The organism is Shewanella indica, assembly GCF_002836975.1.
GTDB lineage: Bacteria > Pseudomonadota > Gammaproteobacteria > Enterobacterales > Shewanellaceae > Shewanella > Shewanella indica.
Map to the genome: position 1 here is coordinate 1 of NZ_NIJK01000040.1, position 18,032 is coordinate 18,032.

19 protein-coding genes are annotated in these 18,032 nt (G+C 52.7%); 7 read left to right on the forward strand and 12 right to left on the reverse strand.

Annotation, left to right across the window (positions count from 1 at the left end):
- Positions 1–646: 646 nt before the first annotated feature.
- The 4 genes from CX650_RS13630 to CX650_RS13645 form a co-directional block, all read right to left on the reverse strand.
- Positions 647–808, reverse strand: coding sequence for a hypothetical protein (locus CX650_RS13630; protein WP_037437387.1), 162 nt, complete (start codon positions 806–808; stop codon positions 647–649).
- Between the two features lie 164 nt (positions 809–972).
- Positions 973–2,289 (reverse strand): RsmB/NOP family class I SAM-dependent RNA methyltransferase, encoded by a 1,317-nt coding sequence (locus CX650_RS13635; protein WP_229800034.1) that lies wholly within the window; start codon positions 2,287–2,289, stop codon positions 973–975.
- A 117-nt stretch (positions 2,290–2,406) separates the two neighbouring features.
- Positions 2,407–3,078 (reverse strand): glutathione S-transferase family protein, encoded by a 672-nt coding sequence (locus CX650_RS13640; RefSeq protein WP_093982546.1) that lies wholly within the window; start codon positions 3,076–3,078, stop codon positions 2,407–2,409.
- 16 nt (positions 3,079–3,094) lie between these two features.
- Positions 3,095–3,715: a glutathione S-transferase family protein gene (locus CX650_RS13645; protein WP_101096113.1), complete on the reverse strand. Its 621-nt coding sequence runs from the start codon at positions 3,713–3,715 to the stop codon at positions 3,095–3,097.
- Positions 3,716–3,901: 186 nt separating this feature from the next.
- On the opposite strand from CX650_RS13645, the gene CX650_RS13650 reads away from it, so the two are divergent.
- Entirely contained in the window at positions 3,902–4,474 is a 573-nt protein-coding gene (locus CX650_RS13650; protein WP_071476619.1) for a TetR/AcrR family transcriptional regulator, read from the forward strand.
- Between the two features lie 61 nt (positions 4,475–4,535).
- On the opposite strand, the gene CX650_RS13655 is transcribed toward CX650_RS13650, so the two are convergent.
- Entirely contained in the window at positions 4,536–5,210 is a 675-nt protein-coding gene (locus CX650_RS13655; RefSeq protein ID WP_101096114.1) for a DUF2461 domain-containing protein, read from the reverse strand.
- Positions 5,211–5,390: 180 nt separating this feature from the next.
- Between CX650_RS13655 and CX650_RS13660 the strand changes: the two genes are divergently transcribed.
- From CX650_RS13660 to CX650_RS13685, 6 genes are all read left to right on the forward strand, one after another.
- The gene (locus CX650_RS13660; protein ID WP_101096115.1) at positions 5,391–7,634 is read left to right on the forward strand and encodes a TonB-dependent receptor domain-containing protein; all 2,244 of its coding nucleotides are present in this window, start codon (positions 5,391–5,393) and stop codon (positions 7,632–7,634) included.
- Between the two features lie 99 nt (positions 7,635–7,733).
- On the forward strand, positions 7,734–8,306 hold the full coding sequence (locus CX650_RS13665) for a PhnA domain-containing protein (RefSeq protein ID WP_039034741.1): 573 nt from the start codon (positions 7,734–7,736) through the stop codon (positions 8,304–8,306).
- 144 nt (positions 8,307–8,450) lie between these two features.
- On the forward strand, positions 8,451–9,005 hold the full coding sequence (locus CX650_RS13670; protein ID WP_101096116.1) for a MarR family winged helix-turn-helix transcriptional regulator: 555 nt from the start codon (positions 8,451–8,453) through the stop codon (positions 9,003–9,005).
- A gap of 387 nt (positions 9,006–9,392) precedes the next feature.
- Entirely contained in the window at positions 9,393–10,055 is a 663-nt protein-coding gene (locus tag CX650_RS13675; RefSeq protein ID WP_101096117.1) for a hypothetical protein, read from the forward strand.
- A 12-nt stretch (positions 10,056–10,067) separates the two neighbouring features.
- Positions 10,068–10,658 carry a Crp/Fnr family transcriptional regulator gene (locus tag CX650_RS13680; RefSeq protein WP_101096118.1) on the forward strand — a complete coding sequence of 197 codons (591 nt, stop codon included), beginning with the start codon at positions 10,068–10,070 and terminating at the stop codon, positions 10,656–10,658.
- A 60-nt stretch (positions 10,659–10,718) separates the two neighbouring features.
- The gene (locus CX650_RS13685) at positions 10,719–11,228 is read left to right on the forward strand and encodes a YgjV family protein (RefSeq protein WP_101096119.1); all 510 of its coding nucleotides are present in this window, start codon (positions 10,719–10,721) and stop codon (positions 11,226–11,228) included.
- A gap of 5 nt (positions 11,229–11,233) precedes the next feature.
- Here CX650_RS13685 and CX650_RS13690 read toward each other — a convergent pair whose 3' ends face one another.
- From CX650_RS13690 to CX650_RS13720, 7 genes are all read right to left on the reverse strand, one after another.
- The gene (locus CX650_RS13690) at positions 11,234–11,485 is read right to left on the reverse strand and encodes a hypothetical protein (RefSeq protein WP_028778989.1); all 252 of its coding nucleotides are present in this window, start codon (positions 11,483–11,485) and stop codon (positions 11,234–11,236) included.
- Positions 11,482–11,718, reverse strand: a complete 237-nt coding sequence (locus CX650_RS13695; RefSeq protein ID WP_101055448.1) for a hypothetical protein — start codon at positions 11,716–11,718, stop codon at positions 11,482–11,484. Before CX650_RS13695 ends, CX650_RS13690 begins: the two co-directional genes overlap by 4 nt.
- Positions 11,719–11,819: 101 nt before the next feature.
- Complete coding sequence (locus CX650_RS13700; protein ID WP_025889419.1) at positions 11,820–13,121, reverse strand: NAD(P)/FAD-dependent oxidoreductase; 1,302 nt, start codon at positions 13,119–13,121, stop codon at positions 11,820–11,822.
- 433 nt (positions 13,122–13,554) lie between these two features.
- A complete protein-coding gene (locus tag CX650_RS13705) occupies positions 13,555–13,920 on the reverse strand; it encodes a cytoplasmic protein (RefSeq protein ID WP_101096120.1) in 366 nt (121 codons plus the stop codon).
- 327 nt (positions 13,921–14,247) lie between these two features.
- Positions 14,248–15,396: an L-threonine dehydrogenase gene (gene yiaY, locus CX650_RS13710; RefSeq protein ID WP_101055445.1), complete on the reverse strand. Its 1,149-nt coding sequence runs from the start codon at positions 15,394–15,396 to the stop codon at positions 14,248–14,250.
- Positions 15,397–15,748: 352 nt separating this feature from the next.
- Positions 15,749–16,579 (reverse strand): putative beta-lysine N-acetyltransferase, encoded by an 831-nt coding sequence (gene ablB / locus CX650_RS13715; RefSeq protein WP_101096121.1) that lies wholly within the window; start codon positions 16,577–16,579, stop codon positions 15,749–15,751.
- On the reverse strand, positions 16,576–18,030 hold the full coding sequence (locus CX650_RS13720; RefSeq protein WP_101096122.1) for a sodium:solute symporter family protein: 1,455 nt from the start codon (positions 18,028–18,030) through the stop codon (positions 16,576–16,578). Before CX650_RS13720 ends, ablB begins: the two co-directional genes overlap by 4 nt.
- Between the last annotated feature and the right edge of the window lie 2 nt (positions 18,031–18,032).

An 18,032-nucleotide genomic window follows, 5' to 3' on the forward strand; every position in this document is an offset into this window, starting at 1 on the left:
ATAACCTCCTTGTTAAATGCTTAAACAAAGCATAGTCGGAAGCTAACTACCACGCCATTAATGCTGGGTGTCCATTTTTTATTACTGGGGGTTTGGAAAGGGGGCGAGTCGATACAGCCCCCTTTCCTCGGGTGTGGGGCGGCGAGTGTCGCATAGCGACATGCTTACGAGCGAGAGCCAGGGATGGCGAACTGGCAGTTGTGCATGGATGCACTTGCTCCACGACTTTAGGCCGCTGGCACAGCGGCTATCATAGCTTCCAGCTAAAAGTTCCTAAGTTAGTACTGGCCGAGCTTCCGGCCTCGGTGTAGTCAATCACCTGCGGTGCGCCTTTCGCACAGGCGATCCTGTGACATGGCGTGAATACGTCCATGTAGCCTCGACGAAAACGTCCCTGTTTTCGACGGTCACAGTTCCGCCTGTGCCTGGAAATGAGGTGTATGTTTGTAGAAATATAGGCAATTTTAAGCAACGTTATTTTTGCAGAATTGCACCAATTCCCTTTCGGAGCCGCCGCTGGCGTTGTTGCAAATTGGCGTAGCCTAGACAGGTGAGTCGACGCAGTGCACAAATGGGGCTTATTCGCAGCTTATTCGCACCTTCAGCCCCTGTGTTGTTGATTGGTTTTCTTGAGATTAAGCCAAGATTATTTCCATTTATCTCTGAGGAACTCAGGCTCCATATATTCGTCCGGATAACGTCTCTTGCTGTCCCGGCGGCGTTGTTTGACCCGTTTGTTCTTTTGCTTGCCTCTGACATGATCTCCCCATGGAGCATCGTTGTCATCGAAATCATAGTGGTTTGACATGATCCATTTCCAATAACACAGTGCATAATAGGTTGCACCGCTCCTTTTTACCTAAAGCGCCGGTCAAGCTAAAGTGAGAAATTTAGCGTCTCAAGGTAAAAATTATTGCATGTCTGTCCCCGATTCCCTGTCCCGATTCCCTTCAGGCACTAACCTGACTCTTGCTAGCCTTGTTTACGAAAACGAACAACAAACATCCCATCGGCATTGGCTTCAAAGGGCCAAATCGTCAAATACTGCGTCTGTTCACCGCTGAATGGGTGGCTGAGCGTTTCCAGAGTAAACTCGGGCCGCTTGGCCAGGAAGGCATCGACCACCTGGCGGTTTTCGCTGTCCGCCAGTGAGCAGGTGGCGTAAACCAGAGTGCCGCCTGGCTTGACCGCATCGCAGGCGCGGCTGAGTATATCGAGCTGCAGCGCGGGTTTATCGCTGATGGCCTGGCTGTCATCCAACCAGCGCATGTCCGGATTTCGGCGCCAGGTGCCGGTGCAGCTGCAGGGGGCATCGACCAGCACGCCGTCGAAGGTTTCTCTGGCAACCGGCAGGGCATCGCTGCGCCAAGGCGCAACCTTGATGTTGAAACCGGCGCGTTTGGCGCGTTTTTCCAGTTCATTGAGCGCAGCCGGGCGGATATCCGAGGCGGTAATAGTGCCAAAAACTCCTTTGGCGGCACTATCTTGCTGCATCAGCGAACTGAGTTGCAGGCTCTTGCCACCGGCGCCGGAGCAGGCGTCCCACCAGTTTTCATTGGATCTTGGGGCGCAAACCTGGCCTATGACCTGGGAGGCCAGATCCTGCACTTCAATAAACCCTTCTTTATAGAGTCTGATTTCATTGAGGTTGATACTCTTGCTGCCAAGGCTGATGGCGTCATTGAAGACGGGAGCGGCGCTAGCATCGACTCCGGCGCTTCTGAGTTCGGCCAGGGCCTTGGACAGCGGCATATTTTGCACCCTGGCCCAGATAGGCGGGCGACTGCAAAACGCGTCTATCAGCAGCTCTTCCCGGGCCGCTGGCAGCGGCGCCACGGCCTGCCAGAACCAGTCCGGCGCCAGGTCTCTTGCCAAGACATGTTGGCCAGAGACCTTGAATACCAATGCGGCGGCGGCTTTGGGGGCCAGAGCCTGCTCAGGCAGGGCGAATGACTTGCCCACTTGTTGCTGCCAGGCACTGATAATGTCCGTCCAAGGGTGAGCTTCTATCGCCGCCGCCAATGCCAGGCGCTGGAACCACAGGGTTTGCTCATCGGTAGCTTCAAGTTGTTGTAACCAACCCCACCAACGAAACAGGGCAAACAGGGTTTCCCGAATGACCTTTCTGTCTTTGGAGCCGTGTTTCTTGTTGCTGCGGAAATAGTTCGCCAGCACCCGATCGGCACTCTGGCGACTGTCGAGGATTTCAGTAAACAGAGTGTTGATGGTGTTGGCATAACTGGCGGCACGTTTTTGGGCCGGAGTCAATGAAGGGCTTGGCGCGGTCAAAGGTTTCTCTGCATCAAGTGTGGATAGCAATGGCGCCAATATTAACAGAAGTGCCGCGGCCTGTCCCCGGCACCTTGTTTTGCTAATGTTTGCTAATGGTTACCACACGACTCAGACTTAGCGGGTAACCATTTGCGCTATCTGTTTGGCCCTGTCTTCATCGCTTAACTGGTCTCTGGACTCAGGGGTGACTATGCCTTTTTGACAGGCCGGGCGCTGGGCCAGCGTATCGAGCCAACGTTGCAGATGAGGCAGGCCTTGAATATCTATGCCGCTCCAGTCGTAAATCCGTACCCAGGGCCAGGTGGCCATATCGGCTATGCTGTACTCATCACCGGCCAGATAGGCATGTTTGGCCAACTGATTATCCATCACCTCAAACAGACGCCGTCCCTCTTTTTGATAACGCTCTATCGCGGCCGGGATCTTCTCCGGAAAATAACGGTAGAACACATTGGCTTGTCCCATCATGGGGCCTACGCCGCCCATCTGGAACATCAGCCATTGGATGACCTTGGAGCGCTTCTTGGCATCTACAGGTAAGAATTTCCCTGTTTTTTCAGCCAAGTAAAGCAAGATAGCACCGGATTCAAACACCACGAAATCATCGTTATCCCTGTCTATGATGGCCGGGATCCGGCCGTTGGGATTGATGGCTAAAAATTCTGGCTGTTTCTGTTCATTGGCACTGAGATCCAGATGGTGTACCCGGTAGGGCAAGCCCATCTCTTCCAGGGCAATACTGATTTTAAAGCCGTTGGGGGTGGCGGCGGTATAGAGTTCAATCATGTGTGTCTCCTAGATTTTATCCTTGTTTTGGCTGGCTCATTGCCGGGCGTAGTCCGGTTTGCTCATACCAGTCCTGCAGCACAGGGAAAGGCTGCAGTGAAATCTGCAGATTTTTGATGAATCCCAATAAGATATAGGCGGTGATATCGGCAATGGAGTAGTTGTCACCGGCCAGATAGGGGGATTCACTCAGGCGCTGCTCCAGCAGAGGCAGGAAAGATTCTAGGCGCTTGCGGGATTCTTCGCCCCAGGCTTGAATGCAGGTTTCCCGGTCGCTGTAGATGCCGCTGATATTGCGAAATGCCTGAAAGGCAGGTAACAATCCCTGCAGTTCAACGATGCGCTGCCACATCTCCACCTTTGCTCGCTCCAGCGGCGTGCTACCAAAGAGCTTGAGCTCGGTAGGGAACAGCTCGTCGAGATAACGGCAGATGGCCACAGACTCGCACAGATAACTGCCATCATCCAGCTCCAGCAGCGGAATGCGGCCATTGAGACTCTTGGCCTTGAATTCGGCCGAGAGATTTTCTCCGCCGCGAAGATCGACGTTTACCCGCTCGATATCTATGCCTTTCTCTGCCATGAAAATACTGACTCTGCGGGCACTTGGGGTAGGTCCGAGTTCATACAGCTTCATCTATCTTTCTCCATCTGTCTTGGGCTGTTTAGTTATTTTCCCTGGCTTGGCTGTCAGGAAAATGTATTCAAATCTTTTTCGGAACGATCATTTAGGTTAGACTTTAGGGGATATCAGAACGATCAGTCAAGAATTAATTTGGCTAAATATACAGCACGTCATTCGCTGGAAACGCTTGGGAGCAGTATGGCAAGAAGTTGCAATTTTGACCGGCAAGATAAGCTGAAATTGGCAATGGAGCTCTTTTGGCAAAAGGGCTATGCCGCCACCTCAGTGGCGGATCTGGTCGAGCATCTGGGGATCAATAGATTCAGTCTCTATAACACTTATGGCGACAAGCTGAATCTGTACCGGGAGGCGCTGCGTCTGTATCTGCAGCAAAACTCTTTGCCAGCGCTCGACAGCCTGCGCGCTGAAGGCGCAGGGTTACAGCAGGTAATTGATTACCTTGAACAGTTTGTGGCCCTGCAGCGAGAGCAAAAATACGGCTGTTTCCTGCAAAATGCGCTGCTGGAGATGAGCTTGGAGGATGCTGTCGTGCAGCAAGAGAGTCGGCACTTGTTTGACTCCATCAAGGAGGCGTTTGCCAAGGCGTTGACCCACGCCAGAGAACGCGGCGAGCTTAACAGTGACAATACCGAGGCGCTCGCGGCCTGGTTACTGTTGCAACTGCAGGGGATTCGGGTGCTCGGCAAGGCCGGTTTGCATCAGGAGTTGCAGCAGGCGTTGAGTGTGATGCGCGCTCAGCTTGGACGTTGAGCCAGATTCTACCTGGGCAGTTTAAGCTCGGGTACGGCAATCAATAATCCAGGAACAGACATCAATAATCCAAGTCCAGGGCAAAGCACAGATAGCGCATCAACGCCTGGGTGTGTTGGAACTCACTGGCACAGAAGTCGACAAAATCGCTGCGACAAACCTGCTCTTTTGTCAGCATTTTAAGCGCCACAAAGTCTTTGCGTTTCAATTCGTTTATCAATGGGTGGCTTTTATCGAACCCCTTGGGTGGTCGCACCAGGCTGTCACCGTCCATCGTAAACCCATGGCGCCGTAATTCCTCCAACGCCTTGCTGTAGGCGCGTGGGTTGTCGTCGATACATTGTCTGATGGCGCCGAGCACCTTGGATTCGGGGCGCCAGATCCCGGCAGCGATAAAGCAACCATCGTTGGCCAGATGCAGATACAACCCGGGAGCGTGAACATCCTTACCCTGAAAATGGCGAAACTGGATCCCGACATTGAGCTTGTAGGGCGACTTGTCGTGACCAAAGCGAGTGTCCCGCTGTGGCCGCATCAAACTGCCTCCGACCTTCTTGGCGACCGCTGTCAATCTGGGAGACAAGGCCTGAATAGGCTGCTGCATCTGTTCAATAAACGCCAGTGCCGGCCCCCTGAGCAGGGTTTCATACTCATCCTGATGTTGCTTGAACCAGGCCCTGTCGTTGTTGTTTTCCAGCCGGGTCAGAAAGGCAAAACCTTGTTCGCTGAAGCTCATTTTTGTTCTCCATTTTCTTCACGGCGATATCTCAGGTGAAAGCCTGTTGTGAGTCAAGTGGTTTTACATTTTTAAAACAAAGATAACCAAATTGGACCCTGTGTAAATATCGGTGAGAATAATTCTCATTTGTCGACTTGATTCTTATAATGCCGCCTTATTTTTAAGGGGAGATGATAGATGACAAGCGAACAATCCCGGCGAACGGCGCCGAGCGGCAAGCTGCCATTACTGCTGTGTGCCTTGGCGCCCTGGCCCTTGCTGGCCGCCACTTCTCAGCCGTCCAAGAGTGGTACCAGCGTGCTGGGTGAACCTAAGGTGGAAGCGATAGAGATCATAGAGGTGCGTGGCCAGCCTTTTCGTCGGGAACTGACGCTGACCCGTCCGGGCGAAGCCTTGGTGACATTGGAGGACATAGAGGAGCAACAGGCGGGAAACTTTGCCGAAGTGCTGGACACTGTGCCCGGCATCACTCTTGATGGCGGCCCCCGCAGCGGCGGTGAAAAAATCAATGTTTGGGGCTTTGGTGAGACAGAAGATCTCAATGTCTATGTCGACAACGCCCCGGTCGGGTTTGAACAGTATCGCTACGGCTCTTTCTTTATCGACCCGGATATGGTCAAGCGAATTGAGGTGATCAAGGGCGCCCACGATCCCCGCTCCGGCAATGGTGGTTTCGGTGGCTCCATGTATGTGGTGACCAAGAGTGCCGATGATTTTCTGGATTACGGCAAAAGCTTGGGCGCCAGAGTCAAGGCCAGCTATGCCGATAATAACGGCTTGGAGACTTACACTGGTACGCTTTATGGCCGCTTGAACTCAGGGCTGTCGGCACTTGTTAACTACAGCTATAAAGATGCCGGCGATCTTAAGCTGGGCAACGGCCAGGTGTTTCGTTTCTCAGGTTATCGGCAAAACAACCTACTGGCCAAGCTGGATTATGAGCTGGGGGCGCACAAGTTGTCTTTGAGCTATACCTCCTACGATGATGAAGGCCGTAAACCCTGGGCCAACCGCCGCGGCGAAATGCCCACTGTATCTGAGTTCAATATCAAAAAGTACGGCTCTTTTGAGGCGGCAAAATACGCCAATACCGCCCTCAACAGTTACAAAGACAGCACAGTTTCACTCAACTATCGTTATACACCGGCCAGTCCGCTGTGGGATCTGCAATTGGCGCTGTCCAGCAGCAGTAACGACAGGCACTGGGTAAGGCCCCAGATAGCCTTCGATAAGATGTTTGTTTCTGTAGGTAACTTTGGCCACGAGTCCTGGCTCGAATACGACAGGGACTTTATCGATATCAACAACACCAGCCAGTTGGGCGACCACTTGCTGACTGTGGGGCTGCAGTACCGCTCGCTCGATCGCCGCTCACTGGTATTCAACAAGAGTTATCAGAACAAGGCGGAGAAAAACTTCGGCCTGTACACGCCTTACTATCAGCCTGGAGGTCGCCAGGATACCTACGCCTTTTATATCAGCGACAGCATTGCCCTGACGGATAACTTCATCCTAAAACCATCGCTGCGGTTCGATAGTATTTACAGCATAGGCCATGGCAATCTGGCGCCGGATTACAACGACCCCAGTGTCGGCCATGACTTTTCCTCTACCCGCCACAGCGGTTGGTCGCCAAGGCTTGGGCTGGAATACCGTCTCAGTGATGTCAGCTTGCTGACCCTGGATTATGCCTACAGCCTGCAGGCGCCTGTGGTGGATGAGATTTACGCGGTGCAATATGCCAAGGCCAGTAGTGCTCAGGCGACCAGTCGCGGGATAGATGTCGAGCGGCTGCACGCCTATAAGCTTGGGCTGAGCAGCGCCTTTGATGGGGTCTTCGCCGGTGATGACAGGCTCTCGACCCAACTGACTCTGTATTGGAATCAGGGAAAACAGAATATCGCCCAGCGCAAAGGGCTCTGGGTCGACAAGAGTCAGCCATTTGAGAGCGGTTATGTGAATCTCGACGGCTACCATATCTACGGTGGCGATTTCGAGGCTCAATACCGTTGGCACGATTGGTTTGCCGACTATACGGCTTCCTATACCCGAGGCAAGCACAGCGGCAGCCTGCGTGACAGCAGTGGCAGGGATGAAAACCTGGCAGACATTCCTCCGCTCAATATGCGTCTGCACCTGGGGTACTACCTGACTCCCGAGCTGTCGCTCTCCTGGCGTGGCAGTTGGTATGATGCGCAGCAGAAGGTGCCGGAAGAGGGCCTGTTTGTCAGCGATAGACCCAGCCAGGCCTATTTTCTGCAAGACTTGTATCTTGCCTTCCAGCCGGAAGATATGTTGCAGGGGCTTGAGCTGAGGCTGGCGCTGCGTAACCTGACCAACCAGTATTACAGTCCGCATCTGGCTGACGGAATTGCGGCTCAGGGACGGGATATTCGCCTTAGTATGGCGTATCATTTCTGATAAAACCCCAGTTATTTTGTGCTTTTGTGAACTGCAAAACTGATCAAGCTCTGATTTTGCGGCATAATGTGCGTTTTGCCTGACCGAAGAATATTAGTAATGACTTCAGAAACTGAACTGCAAAGCCGCTGTGGCGGGAAATGTGAACTCTGTGGAGCCGAAGGCGCTCTGTCTGTCTATGATCTGCCTCATTCGGGTGATCGCACCGATAGCGACATTATGATCTGCGCTACCTGTGAAGGCCAGATTACCGCTCCGGACACCATGGATGTTAACCACTGGCGTTGCCTGAACGACAGCATGTGGAGTCAGGTTCCTGCCGTGCAGGTCATGGCTTATCGCATGCTCAAGCGCCTCAATGGCGAGAGTTGGGCTCAGGATCTGCTGGATATGCTTTATCTGGAAGACGATCTCAAAGCTTGGGGCGATGCCGAGTCTTTGGCGGCCGAGAGCGATGATTCGGCGCCGACACTGGACAGCAATGGCACTCAGTTGGCCGCCGGTGATAGCGTGGTGATCATTAAAGATCTCAACGTGAAGGGCACCAGCTTTGTGGCCAAGCGCGGTACCGCCGTGCGTAACATAGCTCTGACCAATAACCCTGAGCATATCGAAGGTCGGGTCAATGGCACCCGCATCGTTATCCTTAGCTGTTATGTGAAGAAATCATAAGGGGAGTAATTCGCCTCTTTACTGATTGATTCAGTTAAAAACGCCGCAGAAATCGATTTCTGCGGCGTTTTTGCTTTTCAGGCTTGGGAATAGCCGCTTGCTGGCATAATATTCCTTATAAAGAATCTTGCTATAGAGATAGTTATGTCGCAGGAAGAGCTAAAAATACAAACCCACAAGCCACAAGCCCGCAAGCCACAAGCCAAAGATATCAAGGATGGCGTAGATACCATAGTCAGTCAGTGGTTGGTCGCCGGGGTGACTGACGACCTGCAGCCGATGGAAGTCTTTGGCCGCCTGGCCAGGATTTACAAATATATAGATGCTGAAATCCTCCGTTGCCATAGCGAATTTGGCTTGCGTCAGGGAGAGTTTGATGTGTTGGCAACCTTACGCCGCAGCGGTGAGCCATACACTCTGACCCCGGGGCAATTGCACCAGAGCATGATGCTGACCTCTGGCGCCATGACCAGCCGTTTGGATAAGCTGGAGCAAAAAGGATTCATTTGTCGCAGTCACAGCACCGAAGATCGCCGCGCGGTGAATGTACGATTAACCGCCGAAGGCAAGGCCAAGGTTGAGGCCGCATTGCCTGCTCATATGGCGACTCAGCAGCAGTTGCTCAAGGGCATTTCTGCCAAAGACAGGCAGAGACTGGCGGCTTTATTCAAAGTGTGGTTGGCAGAGCTCGAGTCCTGAGCCTTCTATCTTGGGCAAAGGTAACCTTCCGTCATTGGCGGAGCCGCGAGGCTCCTTCAGTGCGCTTGTTTTGTTAATTGATGCACTGCCTGGGCCCTCAATAGCTGCATCTCCAGTTGCCGAACTTGAGTTCTCAATGACCAAGCTGTCTGCTACTGTATTTGAGAAATTAATGATACTGAATCTGGTTGGCTGAAACTCATTGGCACGTACTTTTGATGGTTACCGCTTCAGTCATAGGTTGGCGTTTCAACGGATATTAAATGTTGCGCTCTTGACTGAACCCGGGCTGACAGGAATTCAGATCCCGGCTGCGGCCATTGGGCTTTGAGGTTAAGGTAGCTCAATGTGCCGATATGGTTGTTTTTGGTGTTAACAGGATGAATTATGAAGCTGTTTATTCGTGTGGCTGTAGTGTTGGGGCTGGTGTTTCTGGCGGTGATTGCGCTTGGGATCTACAGGTTCAACTTTACCCAAGATGACCTCTATGTCAGGGAAAACGATATGGTGCGTCCATTGGCTGAATTTGATGGTGGCGCTCAAGGTGTGATGCAGAGGTTGTTCAGCCTGGATACCCGAGAACAGTTCAGGATCCGTTTGCCGGACAGCAATAAGTTAGTCACTCTCACCGGCTTTAAAGAAGAGCAGCATCTGGCGTTTGGCGAATATCAGGATGAAGTGGTTCGTGGGGAGGTGTTGCTCGATTACCGTAAGCTGACTCCCTTAAACTTGCCCGGCAATGCCGAATCCATGCAGTTTGTTGTTCCGTTCGCGGTGACAACCCAGGGCTCAGGTGTGTTCTGGTACCTGGGCATGTTCAGATTCGACTATCAAACCGGTGCCATTGCGCATCTGGCCAGCCAGTTTCTCGGCGACCGAATTGAGATTGAAGCCATTACTCCCAAAGAGCCGTTCGACCCACCTTACAGCGTGACTCTGGCGCTGAAGACCCGCACCCAGGAGCAATCTATGGCCGAAGTGCCGGGCGAGTATGTGGAACGCACTTTCTTTGTGACACTTAACTCGATTCTGCCGTCTTCTTCCCAATAGGCGCCCGACTGAATGAGCCATGAATCTATGTCTCATCAGGCCGCTTTCCGGGCGCTGACAGACTTTTTCCTTGAATTGGGGCTTGAACCCAGTGCTTTGGCGCCACTCTTGGATAAGGCTCAGCTGAAAAGTTGTCAGGCAGGTGAGGTGCTGCTGGCACAAGGTGGCAAACAGCAGTCGGGCTTTTTATTGCTCAATGGTCTGCTGCGGGCCAGCCACTATCTGAGTGATGGGCAGCAGCGCTGCAAAGAGTTCTATTTCCCTGGCGAATTTTGTCTGCTTTACAGCAGTTTTCTCAGTGCTGAGCCTGCCCGTTATCAGCTTGAGGCACTGGAAAACAGCACTCTGGTGGTCGTGCCCCTGAGCCTGTTTGAGCTTAGCGGGTTTCAGCGCGCCGAGCTTTCATTGCTGCGTGCCCAGCTGCGTTACAAGGAGCAGAAAGAAGCTTTTCTATTGCTCAAGTCGCCAGAGCAGCGCTACCTGTGGTTAAAAAATCACTGGCCACACTGGATAAGCGCCCTGAGCCAGGTGCAGTTGGCCAACTATATCGGCATCACCCCAGAGAGCCTCAGCCGTATTCGCCGGCGTCTTAACCTAAGTTAATGCCATCGCCTCAATGGCACAGCACAATAGCGGCCGGTTTCAATCTTCCGGGATGTAGTGTTGTCCATTTTTGTTATTTCACAGCTGTTGGTCACTCTGGCGCTGTTTAGCGATCTTTTGTCATTCCAGTGCAGGCACAGACGCGCCGTGCTCGCTTGTCTGGTGGTGTCGGGCCTGCTGATCGCGGCGCATTTTATCTTGCTCAACCACTGGAGCCCGGCCATTTTAATGTTGGTTGCCAGTGTCAGATTCTTTGTCAGTATCTTCACCGTTGACAGACGTCTGATGTGGCTGTTTATGGCCGCTTCGGTCACGGCCGTGGCCGTGAGTTTCAATCAATGGCTCGACCTTTTGAGTCTGGCCGGCAGTTTGTTGCAGACCAGGGCGGCCTTTTGCAGTGATGACAAACGATTAAGGGAGCTGATGTTCATCGGCAGTGGTTGCTGGCTGCTGAATAACATCCTGTTGGGTTCGCCGATGGCGGTATTGATGGAGTCTGTGTTTATCGGCAGCAATCTGTTGGGGTACTACCGTTTCTATCTGCGCCGCAAAGGCTCGGCGCTCGCATAAGGGGGCTAATTCATGCGCGCCTTGCCACCGATAATCTTGAATGCAGGCACGCCGCGGATCAGTGCCTGACGGGCGAATACCTGGCCGCAGCCGGGGCAGGTACAGGGCGTTTGCGTATGATCTGTGAGGATCCGTTCGACAAAACACTTAACCAAGGCGCCTTTGCCGCCCTTTCGATATTTGAACAGTTTTGCCTTGCAGCCGCAGCAGATGATTTCCACCGTCTGTTGCGGTCCTTTTTTATTGGGCTTACTCACTTGCCCGGCAGTTCGGTTTCCAGCTCAATATCTGTGCAGCCTTTTGGGCAGCGGATGCTGGCAAGCTCTGAGGTGGATTTTGCCGGTGGCAGGGTGGCACTCAAGGCTTGTTGGCATTTAGGGCAGGGCACTTTTTTACCGGCCAGCAGTTGTTTGATCAGATTCTTCTGCGCCTTGAAGGACTGGGCGCTGCTTTGGTTGATATTGGAAAAGTCGGTGGATTGAGCTGTCATAGGCAGTATCTGAATTCGTCTGTTACGGGTAAATAAGTCTGCAGCGATTATAGCCTCGTCGGCGTGACAAATAAAAGAGGGGGCGCCTGGCGCCCCCTCTATCAATGCAGCTTGAGGTGGGGATGGATTATCCGGGTTATCCCCTTGGCAAACATCAGCAGGGTGCCCTTGACCACGCCGTGCAGCTCTATCAAATGGCGGCGATAGAGCGAGGTATAGACAAATCTGGCTATTTTGCCTTCGACCATGACGCCTCCGCCAATGAAAGACATCAGGTTGCCGACTGTGTGGAAGCGCGACAGGTTCACCAGTGAACCGAGATCCTTGTAAAGGTACTCTTTCGAGGGCGTCTTGCCGCTGAGCATGGCTATGATGTTATCCGCTGTCATCAAGGCCATCTGCCTGGCAGCCTGGCCTCTTGGCGGCACCCAGCTGCCGTCCGGCTGCGGACAAGCGGCACAGTCTCCAATGGCAAAGATATGCTCATCCAGCGTGGTTTGGGCATTGGGTTTGACCAGCAGCTGATGGATATGATTGCTTTCCAGGCCGCCAATACCGTGGAGAAACTCAGGCGCCTTGACCCCGGTGGACCAGATCACCATATCGCTCGGGATCTCTTCGCCTTCACTGGTTGTCAACGCCTTGGCCGTCACCTGGGTGATACGGGTATTGGTCATCACCCGGACCCCCAGAGTGCTCAGCTCTCTGGCGACTGCCGCCGAGATCTCTTCCTTTTCCACCTTGGGCAGTATTCGTTTGTCGGCCTCAATCAGGGTGACTTCCAACAAGCTGGTATCTATCTTGTAGCCAAAGCCTTTGAGCTGATCCACTGCGTGATGCATTTCGGCCGACATCTCCACTCCGGTGGCACCGGCGCCGACGACGGCGATTTTGATCTTCTCATCCAACTGTTGATGGCTGGCATAACGCATAAACTTGTTCAACAAGCGCTGGCGGATGGCCATGGCCTGCTCTGTGTTGTCGAGGAAGACGCAGTGTTCCCGTACCCCGGGAATATTGAAGTCGTTGGCGATACTGCCGATGGCAACCACCAGATAGTCATAGTCGATGCGCCGTGATGGCAACAGCTCTTCACCTTTGTCATCACAAATGGGCGCCAGTATCACCTGCTTGGCTTTGCGGTCTATGTCCGTCATGGCGCCTTGTTGAAAGTGATAGCCGTGAGCGGCAGCGTGACTGCGGTAACTGATGGCATCAACCCCGACATCCAATGCGCCTGTGGCGACTTCATGGAGCAGGGGTTTCCAGACATGGCTGTCGGCGACATCGATAAGCGTGACTCTGGCCTTGGCTTTGCGGCCCAGTTTGTGGCCCAGTTTGGTGGCGATCTCCATACCACCGGCGCCGCCGCCGACGATGACGATATTGGCTAACTCGTGCATTTAATGGCTTTCCTGTTGCAGATTTAAAAACAAATTCTGTTATTCCGGCGGGCGAACTTGGTCGCCCTGATTTGCATCAACCCCGCAAGGCCTGAATGATTGAGATCTTTAGACTTTGGCCCGCGCTGGAAAGTCTAGCAGTGGCAGGGTTTGCCAACAATTGGTCTAAAAATGGATTATATATGGACTAAGTCGGAGTTTTCTTTTATTAGCTTTTGAAAAATAAGGAAATGATTTTCTCAAAAATGATATTATCTATTGGATTTGTGCCAAAATGAATTGAATATCTGTGATCTGTCGCCGTTGTCTGTAGTGAATTTGTGAGCTGGCGCTTGTTTGGCCGTATCTTTACCAGTAATGACAAGAATACGGCCAATTGAGAGTCTGCCTATGGCAGCTTGATTGACTCAGGGGTAATCAGCTCCAGGGCGGTTCAACCTAGGCTTTTCAGGCGAGTCTGGCAGTCCTGGTATATGTGCTCAACTATCTCCTCAACAGAGGTATCTTTGGTGCACTTGTCGATAAACACTTTGAGCGTGATCAGCGCATGGCCGGCGGATTTTAATCTCTCGCTGATCATGGCGAAGTAAGCCTCCTCCTTTTCCGCCTTACGCACCACTATGTTCTGAAAACAAAATACTCTGTTACCTGAGTGAGCATGCCACTTACTGAGTCGGTCGAGGGCGATTTCTGCCGAGTGATTGATTTCGACGTGATTGCGCCATGTGGCTTCGGCGTTCTGATCTTGGTAGTGGGGGCAACGAACTGTGTAATTGATTATCTGGGTAATGGCTGTCATAAGGGATCCTGCCTGGTTGATTCCTGAATTCATCATAGGGGCTGAACTAAAAATCGGCCACTGTGACAAGGGTTACAAACGCGGGGGTGTACTCCTTATTGCTTGCTGCTCTTAATCTCATTTAGCCTGTATTCGACAGAAATAAACCGGGGACAGATCTCAAAATTTAGCTGTTGCCGAATAACCGTCGAAATGCTGAGCTGATGGGCCTGGAAGCTTGAAGAGAGTGGTGACAGAAAGAGAAGAGGCCCACTCGGTGAGCGGGCCTCTTGTACAGCTTTCTCATTGCAGGGAAAAAGCGGACGATGAAATTATATTACAAATGTATCAAAGTGCGTTAGTGAAAATTTGGCAAATTTCCTCGTGAGTCGCCTGTTTAGGGTTGGTAAAGCCGCAGGCATCTTTCAGAGCATTCTCTGCAAGTACAGGAATATCTTCGGCTTTTACTCCAATTTTTGTCAGGTTTTCAGGGATTTTTACTGCCGAAGCCAATTCTTTAATTGCTTTGATTGCCGCCGCTGCCCCTTGTTCATCGCTCATGGCACTGACATCAACACCCATGGCTTTGGCAACATCTTTCAGTCTTGGTGCCGCCACTTGAGCATTGTATTCCTGCACATAAGGCAGCAAGAGTGCGTTACAAACGCCATGGGGCAGATCGTAGAAACCACCTAACTGGTGCGCCATGGCATGTACATAACCCAGGCTGGCATTGTTGAATGCCATACCGGCGAGGAACTGGGCGTAAGCCATCTGTTCACGGGCCTGGATATTGTCACCATGCTCTACCGCATTGACCAGGTTGGCGTGAATAAGCTCAATGGCCTTGATGGCACAGGCATCAGTGATGGGGTTAGCTGCTGTGGAAACATAGGCTTCTACCGCGTGTGTCAGGGCATCCATACCGGTTGCCGCGGTCAGGCTGGCAGGTTTTTTCAGCATCAGTTCAGGGTCGTTGACCGAGATGATGGGGGTAGTGTGCTTGTCAACAATGGCCATCTTAATATGGCGGCTTTCATCTGTGATGATGCAGAAGCGGGTCATTTCACTGGCGGTGCCGGCCGTTGTATTGATAGCCACTAAAGGCAACTGGGGTTTGGCTGACTGATCCAGGCCTTCATAGTCTTTGATGGAACCTCCATTGGTTGCAACCAGGGCAATACCCTTGGCGCAATCGTGTGGTGAACCGCCGCCCAGGGAGATTACGAAGTCACAGTCGTTGGCACGCAACAGCTCAAGGCCTGCTTCCACGTTGCCAACGGTTGGGTTGGGTTGAACGCCATCGAATACTGTGGCGCTAATACCTGCCTGTCCCAGCTTTTCGGCGATCTGTCCCACCAGACCTATGCTGACCAGAGGCTTGTCTGTCACTATCAGGGCTCGTTTGAATCCCAGAGTCTGGATATCACCGATAGCATCGTCTACAGCGCCCTGACCCAGGACGTTTACTGAAGGGATAAAGAATTTAGCAGCCATAAGTTCACCTGTATATGCTGTTGAAAATGAAATCTGTATCTCTCTCTTGATGTCAAATTACCAACTCATCTGACCAAAAAGTGTGAGGTGGCGCCAAGAATTGCGCCAAAAAGAAAGAAAATTAAGAGAGAAATGAAACTAAGTGACATAAAAGCTGTTTTTATGACACATATGCGGATAACACCTTTCCTTCCATGGTGGTTAGGGGTCCCACGGTCACCATATTATCCCTTAACAAGGGGAGGGCTATTAGTCGAAAGCATGGAATTTTCTCGACAAAGTCCCGTATTTATATTGGGTAATCGAACCTTTCCGTGGTAGACCGATCCTTTAAGTACCACATAAGTGGTAGCTAAACAAGTAATTTATGCCAGAGGTTCATGCTCTCTATCTGGCCGCCTATTTGGGTATTAAGGTGCAGACGGCCGCCATAGCGGTAATCTGCCGCGGCAAAGGTACGGTTCATACCAACGGAAACGGCTCTGGCTATGGTATAGGCGGTTCGGTAGCCCTGGTGGAGTATTGCTTGTTCCATATGTGCCAGCAAGGCTCTGGCGCAGCCCTGTCCGCGAGCCTGTGGCAGAGTGGCGAAATCTGTCATCTCTGCACTGAGACTCTTGGGATCTTTTTCTGCCGAAGCCAGGGCTATCAGTCGCCCTTGTTGGCGGATCCCAAAGTAGTCGACATCACTGGCCATGCTCTGCCGCAAAAATTCCGGATCTTCAATGGGGAAGGGGTAGCTGGGAAACACCTCGGCATAGAGCCTGGCCATCTGCGGCAGGTCCTCTTCGCGGCAGCGACTGACCTCGGCCGGTGAATGGAATTCAGGCTTGATATCCGCCCTGGCGCGCTCCAGCAGGGTATCCAACTCCGGCATGGTGCGAAATTGTCTGGTTTTGTCTTGGTAACGGGCGAGAAATACGGCGTCCTGGCCTTGATAAAAATTGGGGATCCTGGCCTCTTCGCTGAAACCATATGCCAGAAACAGGCCGGCCTTGTGCTCAGGTAGCTTGGCGATGATCTTGCCGTAGCCATGTTGCAGCGCCAGAGCATTCAGCGCATCCAATAAAGGACCGGGGGAGGCATTACCAAGGGAGATCAGATAGATGCGATCATTGGCCGGGCCATGCTGGATGTGGGCACCGAGTAAGTTGAGTTGCTGATCAAATTGAACTTGGGTCATGAGTGTGAACTGTCCTGATGCGAGGTGAGCCGGGGCTTGGGAGCTGGTTGGTGAATGATATTGACCAGCACCAACAAACCGGCGGAGACCAAAATGCCATAGATACTGGGATCCAGACCGAGTTTAGCCAAGCCATCCGGCAGCTTGAGCAGCTCTGTCAGTAGTGCCAGCGCCGTGAGGCCACCCCCTAACATGGCGCAAAGTGCCGCCGTGGAGCTGACTCTGGGCCAAAACAGCGCCGCCAGAGTCGGGACAAACAGTCCGGAAACCATAAAGGCATAAGCATAGAGAATGGCATCCAATACCTGCCTGGCCTGACTGGCGAGGTAGATGGCCGCCAGCCCTAATAATAGAGTGGCAATCATCGACAGTCTCAGGGTGTTGTTCCCTCTGGGATCCAGCCCGAGCAGATCTTGGGTCAGGTTGCCGGATGCCGCCATCAGGCAACTGTCTGCGGTGGACATGATGGCGGAAAAGTATGCCGCGATAATCAGCCCGGTAAAGCCCATTGGCAAGAGATCGCGGATCATCGCCGGTACCGCCATTTCACTGTCCATATGTGGCAACATGACTCTGGCGCACATCCCCAATAAAACACCGGATATCGCCATCAGGGGATATTCAAGCACCCCGGCCAGATACCAGGCGCGCTTGGCGGTGGCGCTATCTTTACAGGCAAACATTCGCTGATAGAGAGTCATGGCAATCAGCCACACAGGTGTGATGGTGAGTAGCCAATTGATGGCCGTGATGGGATCTATGTCGGTCAGTGACATATGGGACGGCGGCAGATTGCGGCTCAACCCCTGCCAGCCACCGACCTCTACCAGAGCGTAGGGCAGGGTAAAGCCAATCAAGCCCAGCAATAAAATGAGCCACTGAACGCTGTCGGTATAGATAACCGCCTTGAGGCCCCCAAATACAGTGTAAAGTATGGTGGTCCCGCCTATAACCCAGAGTGCCAACTGCAGCGGCGGCAAGGCATCGAAGCCCTTGGGCAACAGAGTGGCGGCCGCCAGTTTGGCGCCGGCGAGGATCTGCGCGCCGGTAAACCCCAGATAACCGATACAGGAGATCAAGGCGGCCAACATGGCGACTCTGGCCCCGAATCTGTGCTTGAGCAGATCCGGATAGGTATAAAAGCGCTCGCCCTGCTCCAGACGTTTGACCCTGGGAATAACAAACACAGCAGATAACCAGGCCCCCAGTAAACCGGTAAACAGCAGCCAGCTGCCCGCAAGCCCCATACTGAAGCCAAGGCCGGCAAGACCTATGGAGAATCCGCCGCCCACATCCGTGGCGGCAATGGAAAAGCCCACGTGCCTGGCTTTGATGTTGCGGCCACCGAGATAGTAGTCATCGCCGTCACTGTGGCGTTTGAAATGGAAGTAACCAAATCCCAGTAAACCTACGAGATACGCCAGGAAAATTCCATAGTCCAATGCGTGCATGG

Coding starts and splice junctions, on each gene's coding strand:
- CX650_RS13670 (WP_101096116.1), top strand. CDS start 8,451: ATGTCGCAGGAAGAGCTAAAAATACAAACCCACAAGCCACAAGCCCGC.
- CX650_RS13720 (WP_101096122.1), bottom strand. CDS start 18,030: ATGCACGCATTGGACTATGGAATTTTCCTGGCGTATCTCGTAGGTTTA.
- CX650_RS13695 (WP_101055448.1), bottom strand. CDS start 11,718: ATGACAGCTCAATCCACCGACTTTTCCAATATCAACCAAAGCAGCGCC.
- yiaY (WP_101055445.1), bottom strand. CDS start 15,396: ATGGCTGCTAAATTCTTTATCCCTTCAGTAAACGTCCTGGGTCAGGGC.
- CX650_RS13645 (WP_101096113.1), bottom strand. CDS start 3,715: ATGAAGCTGTATGAACTCGGACCTACCCCAAGTGCCCGCAGAGTCAGT.
- CX650_RS13665 (WP_039034741.1), top strand. CDS start 7,734: ATGACTTCAGAAACTGAACTGCAAAGCCGCTGTGGCGGGAAATGTGAA.
- CX650_RS13650 (WP_071476619.1), top strand. CDS start 3,902: ATGGCAAGAAGTTGCAATTTTGACCGGCAAGATAAGCTGAAATTGGCA.
- ablB (WP_101096121.1), bottom strand. CDS start 16,579: ATGACCCAAGTTCAATTTGATCAGCAACTCAACTTACTCGGTGCCCAC.
- CX650_RS13655 (WP_101096114.1), bottom strand. CDS start 5,210: ATGAGCTTCAGCGAACAAGGTTTTGCCTTTCTGACCCGGCTGGAAAAC.
- CX650_RS13630 (WP_037437387.1), bottom strand. CDS start 808: ATGTCAAACCACTATGATTTCGATGACAACGATGCTCCATGGGGAGAT.
- CX650_RS13675 (WP_101096117.1), top strand. CDS start 9,393: ATGAAGCTGTTTATTCGTGTGGCTGTAGTGTTGGGGCTGGTGTTTCTG.
- CX650_RS13700 (WP_025889419.1), bottom strand. CDS start 13,121: ATGCACGAGTTAGCCAATATCGTCATCGTCGGCGGCGGCGCCGGTGGT.
- CX650_RS13680 (WP_101096118.1), top strand. CDS start 10,068: ATGAGCCATGAATCTATGTCTCATCAGGCCGCTTTCCGGGCGCTGACA.
- CX650_RS13640 (WP_093982546.1), bottom strand. CDS start 3,078: ATGATTGAACTCTATACCGCCGCCACCCCCAACGGCTTTAAAATCAGT.
- CX650_RS13705 (WP_101096120.1), bottom strand. CDS start 13,920: ATGACAGCCATTACCCAGATAATCAATTACACAGTTCGTTGCCCCCAC.
- CX650_RS13660 (WP_101096115.1), top strand. CDS start 5,391: ATGACAAGCGAACAATCCCGGCGAACGGCGCCGAGCGGCAAGCTGCCA.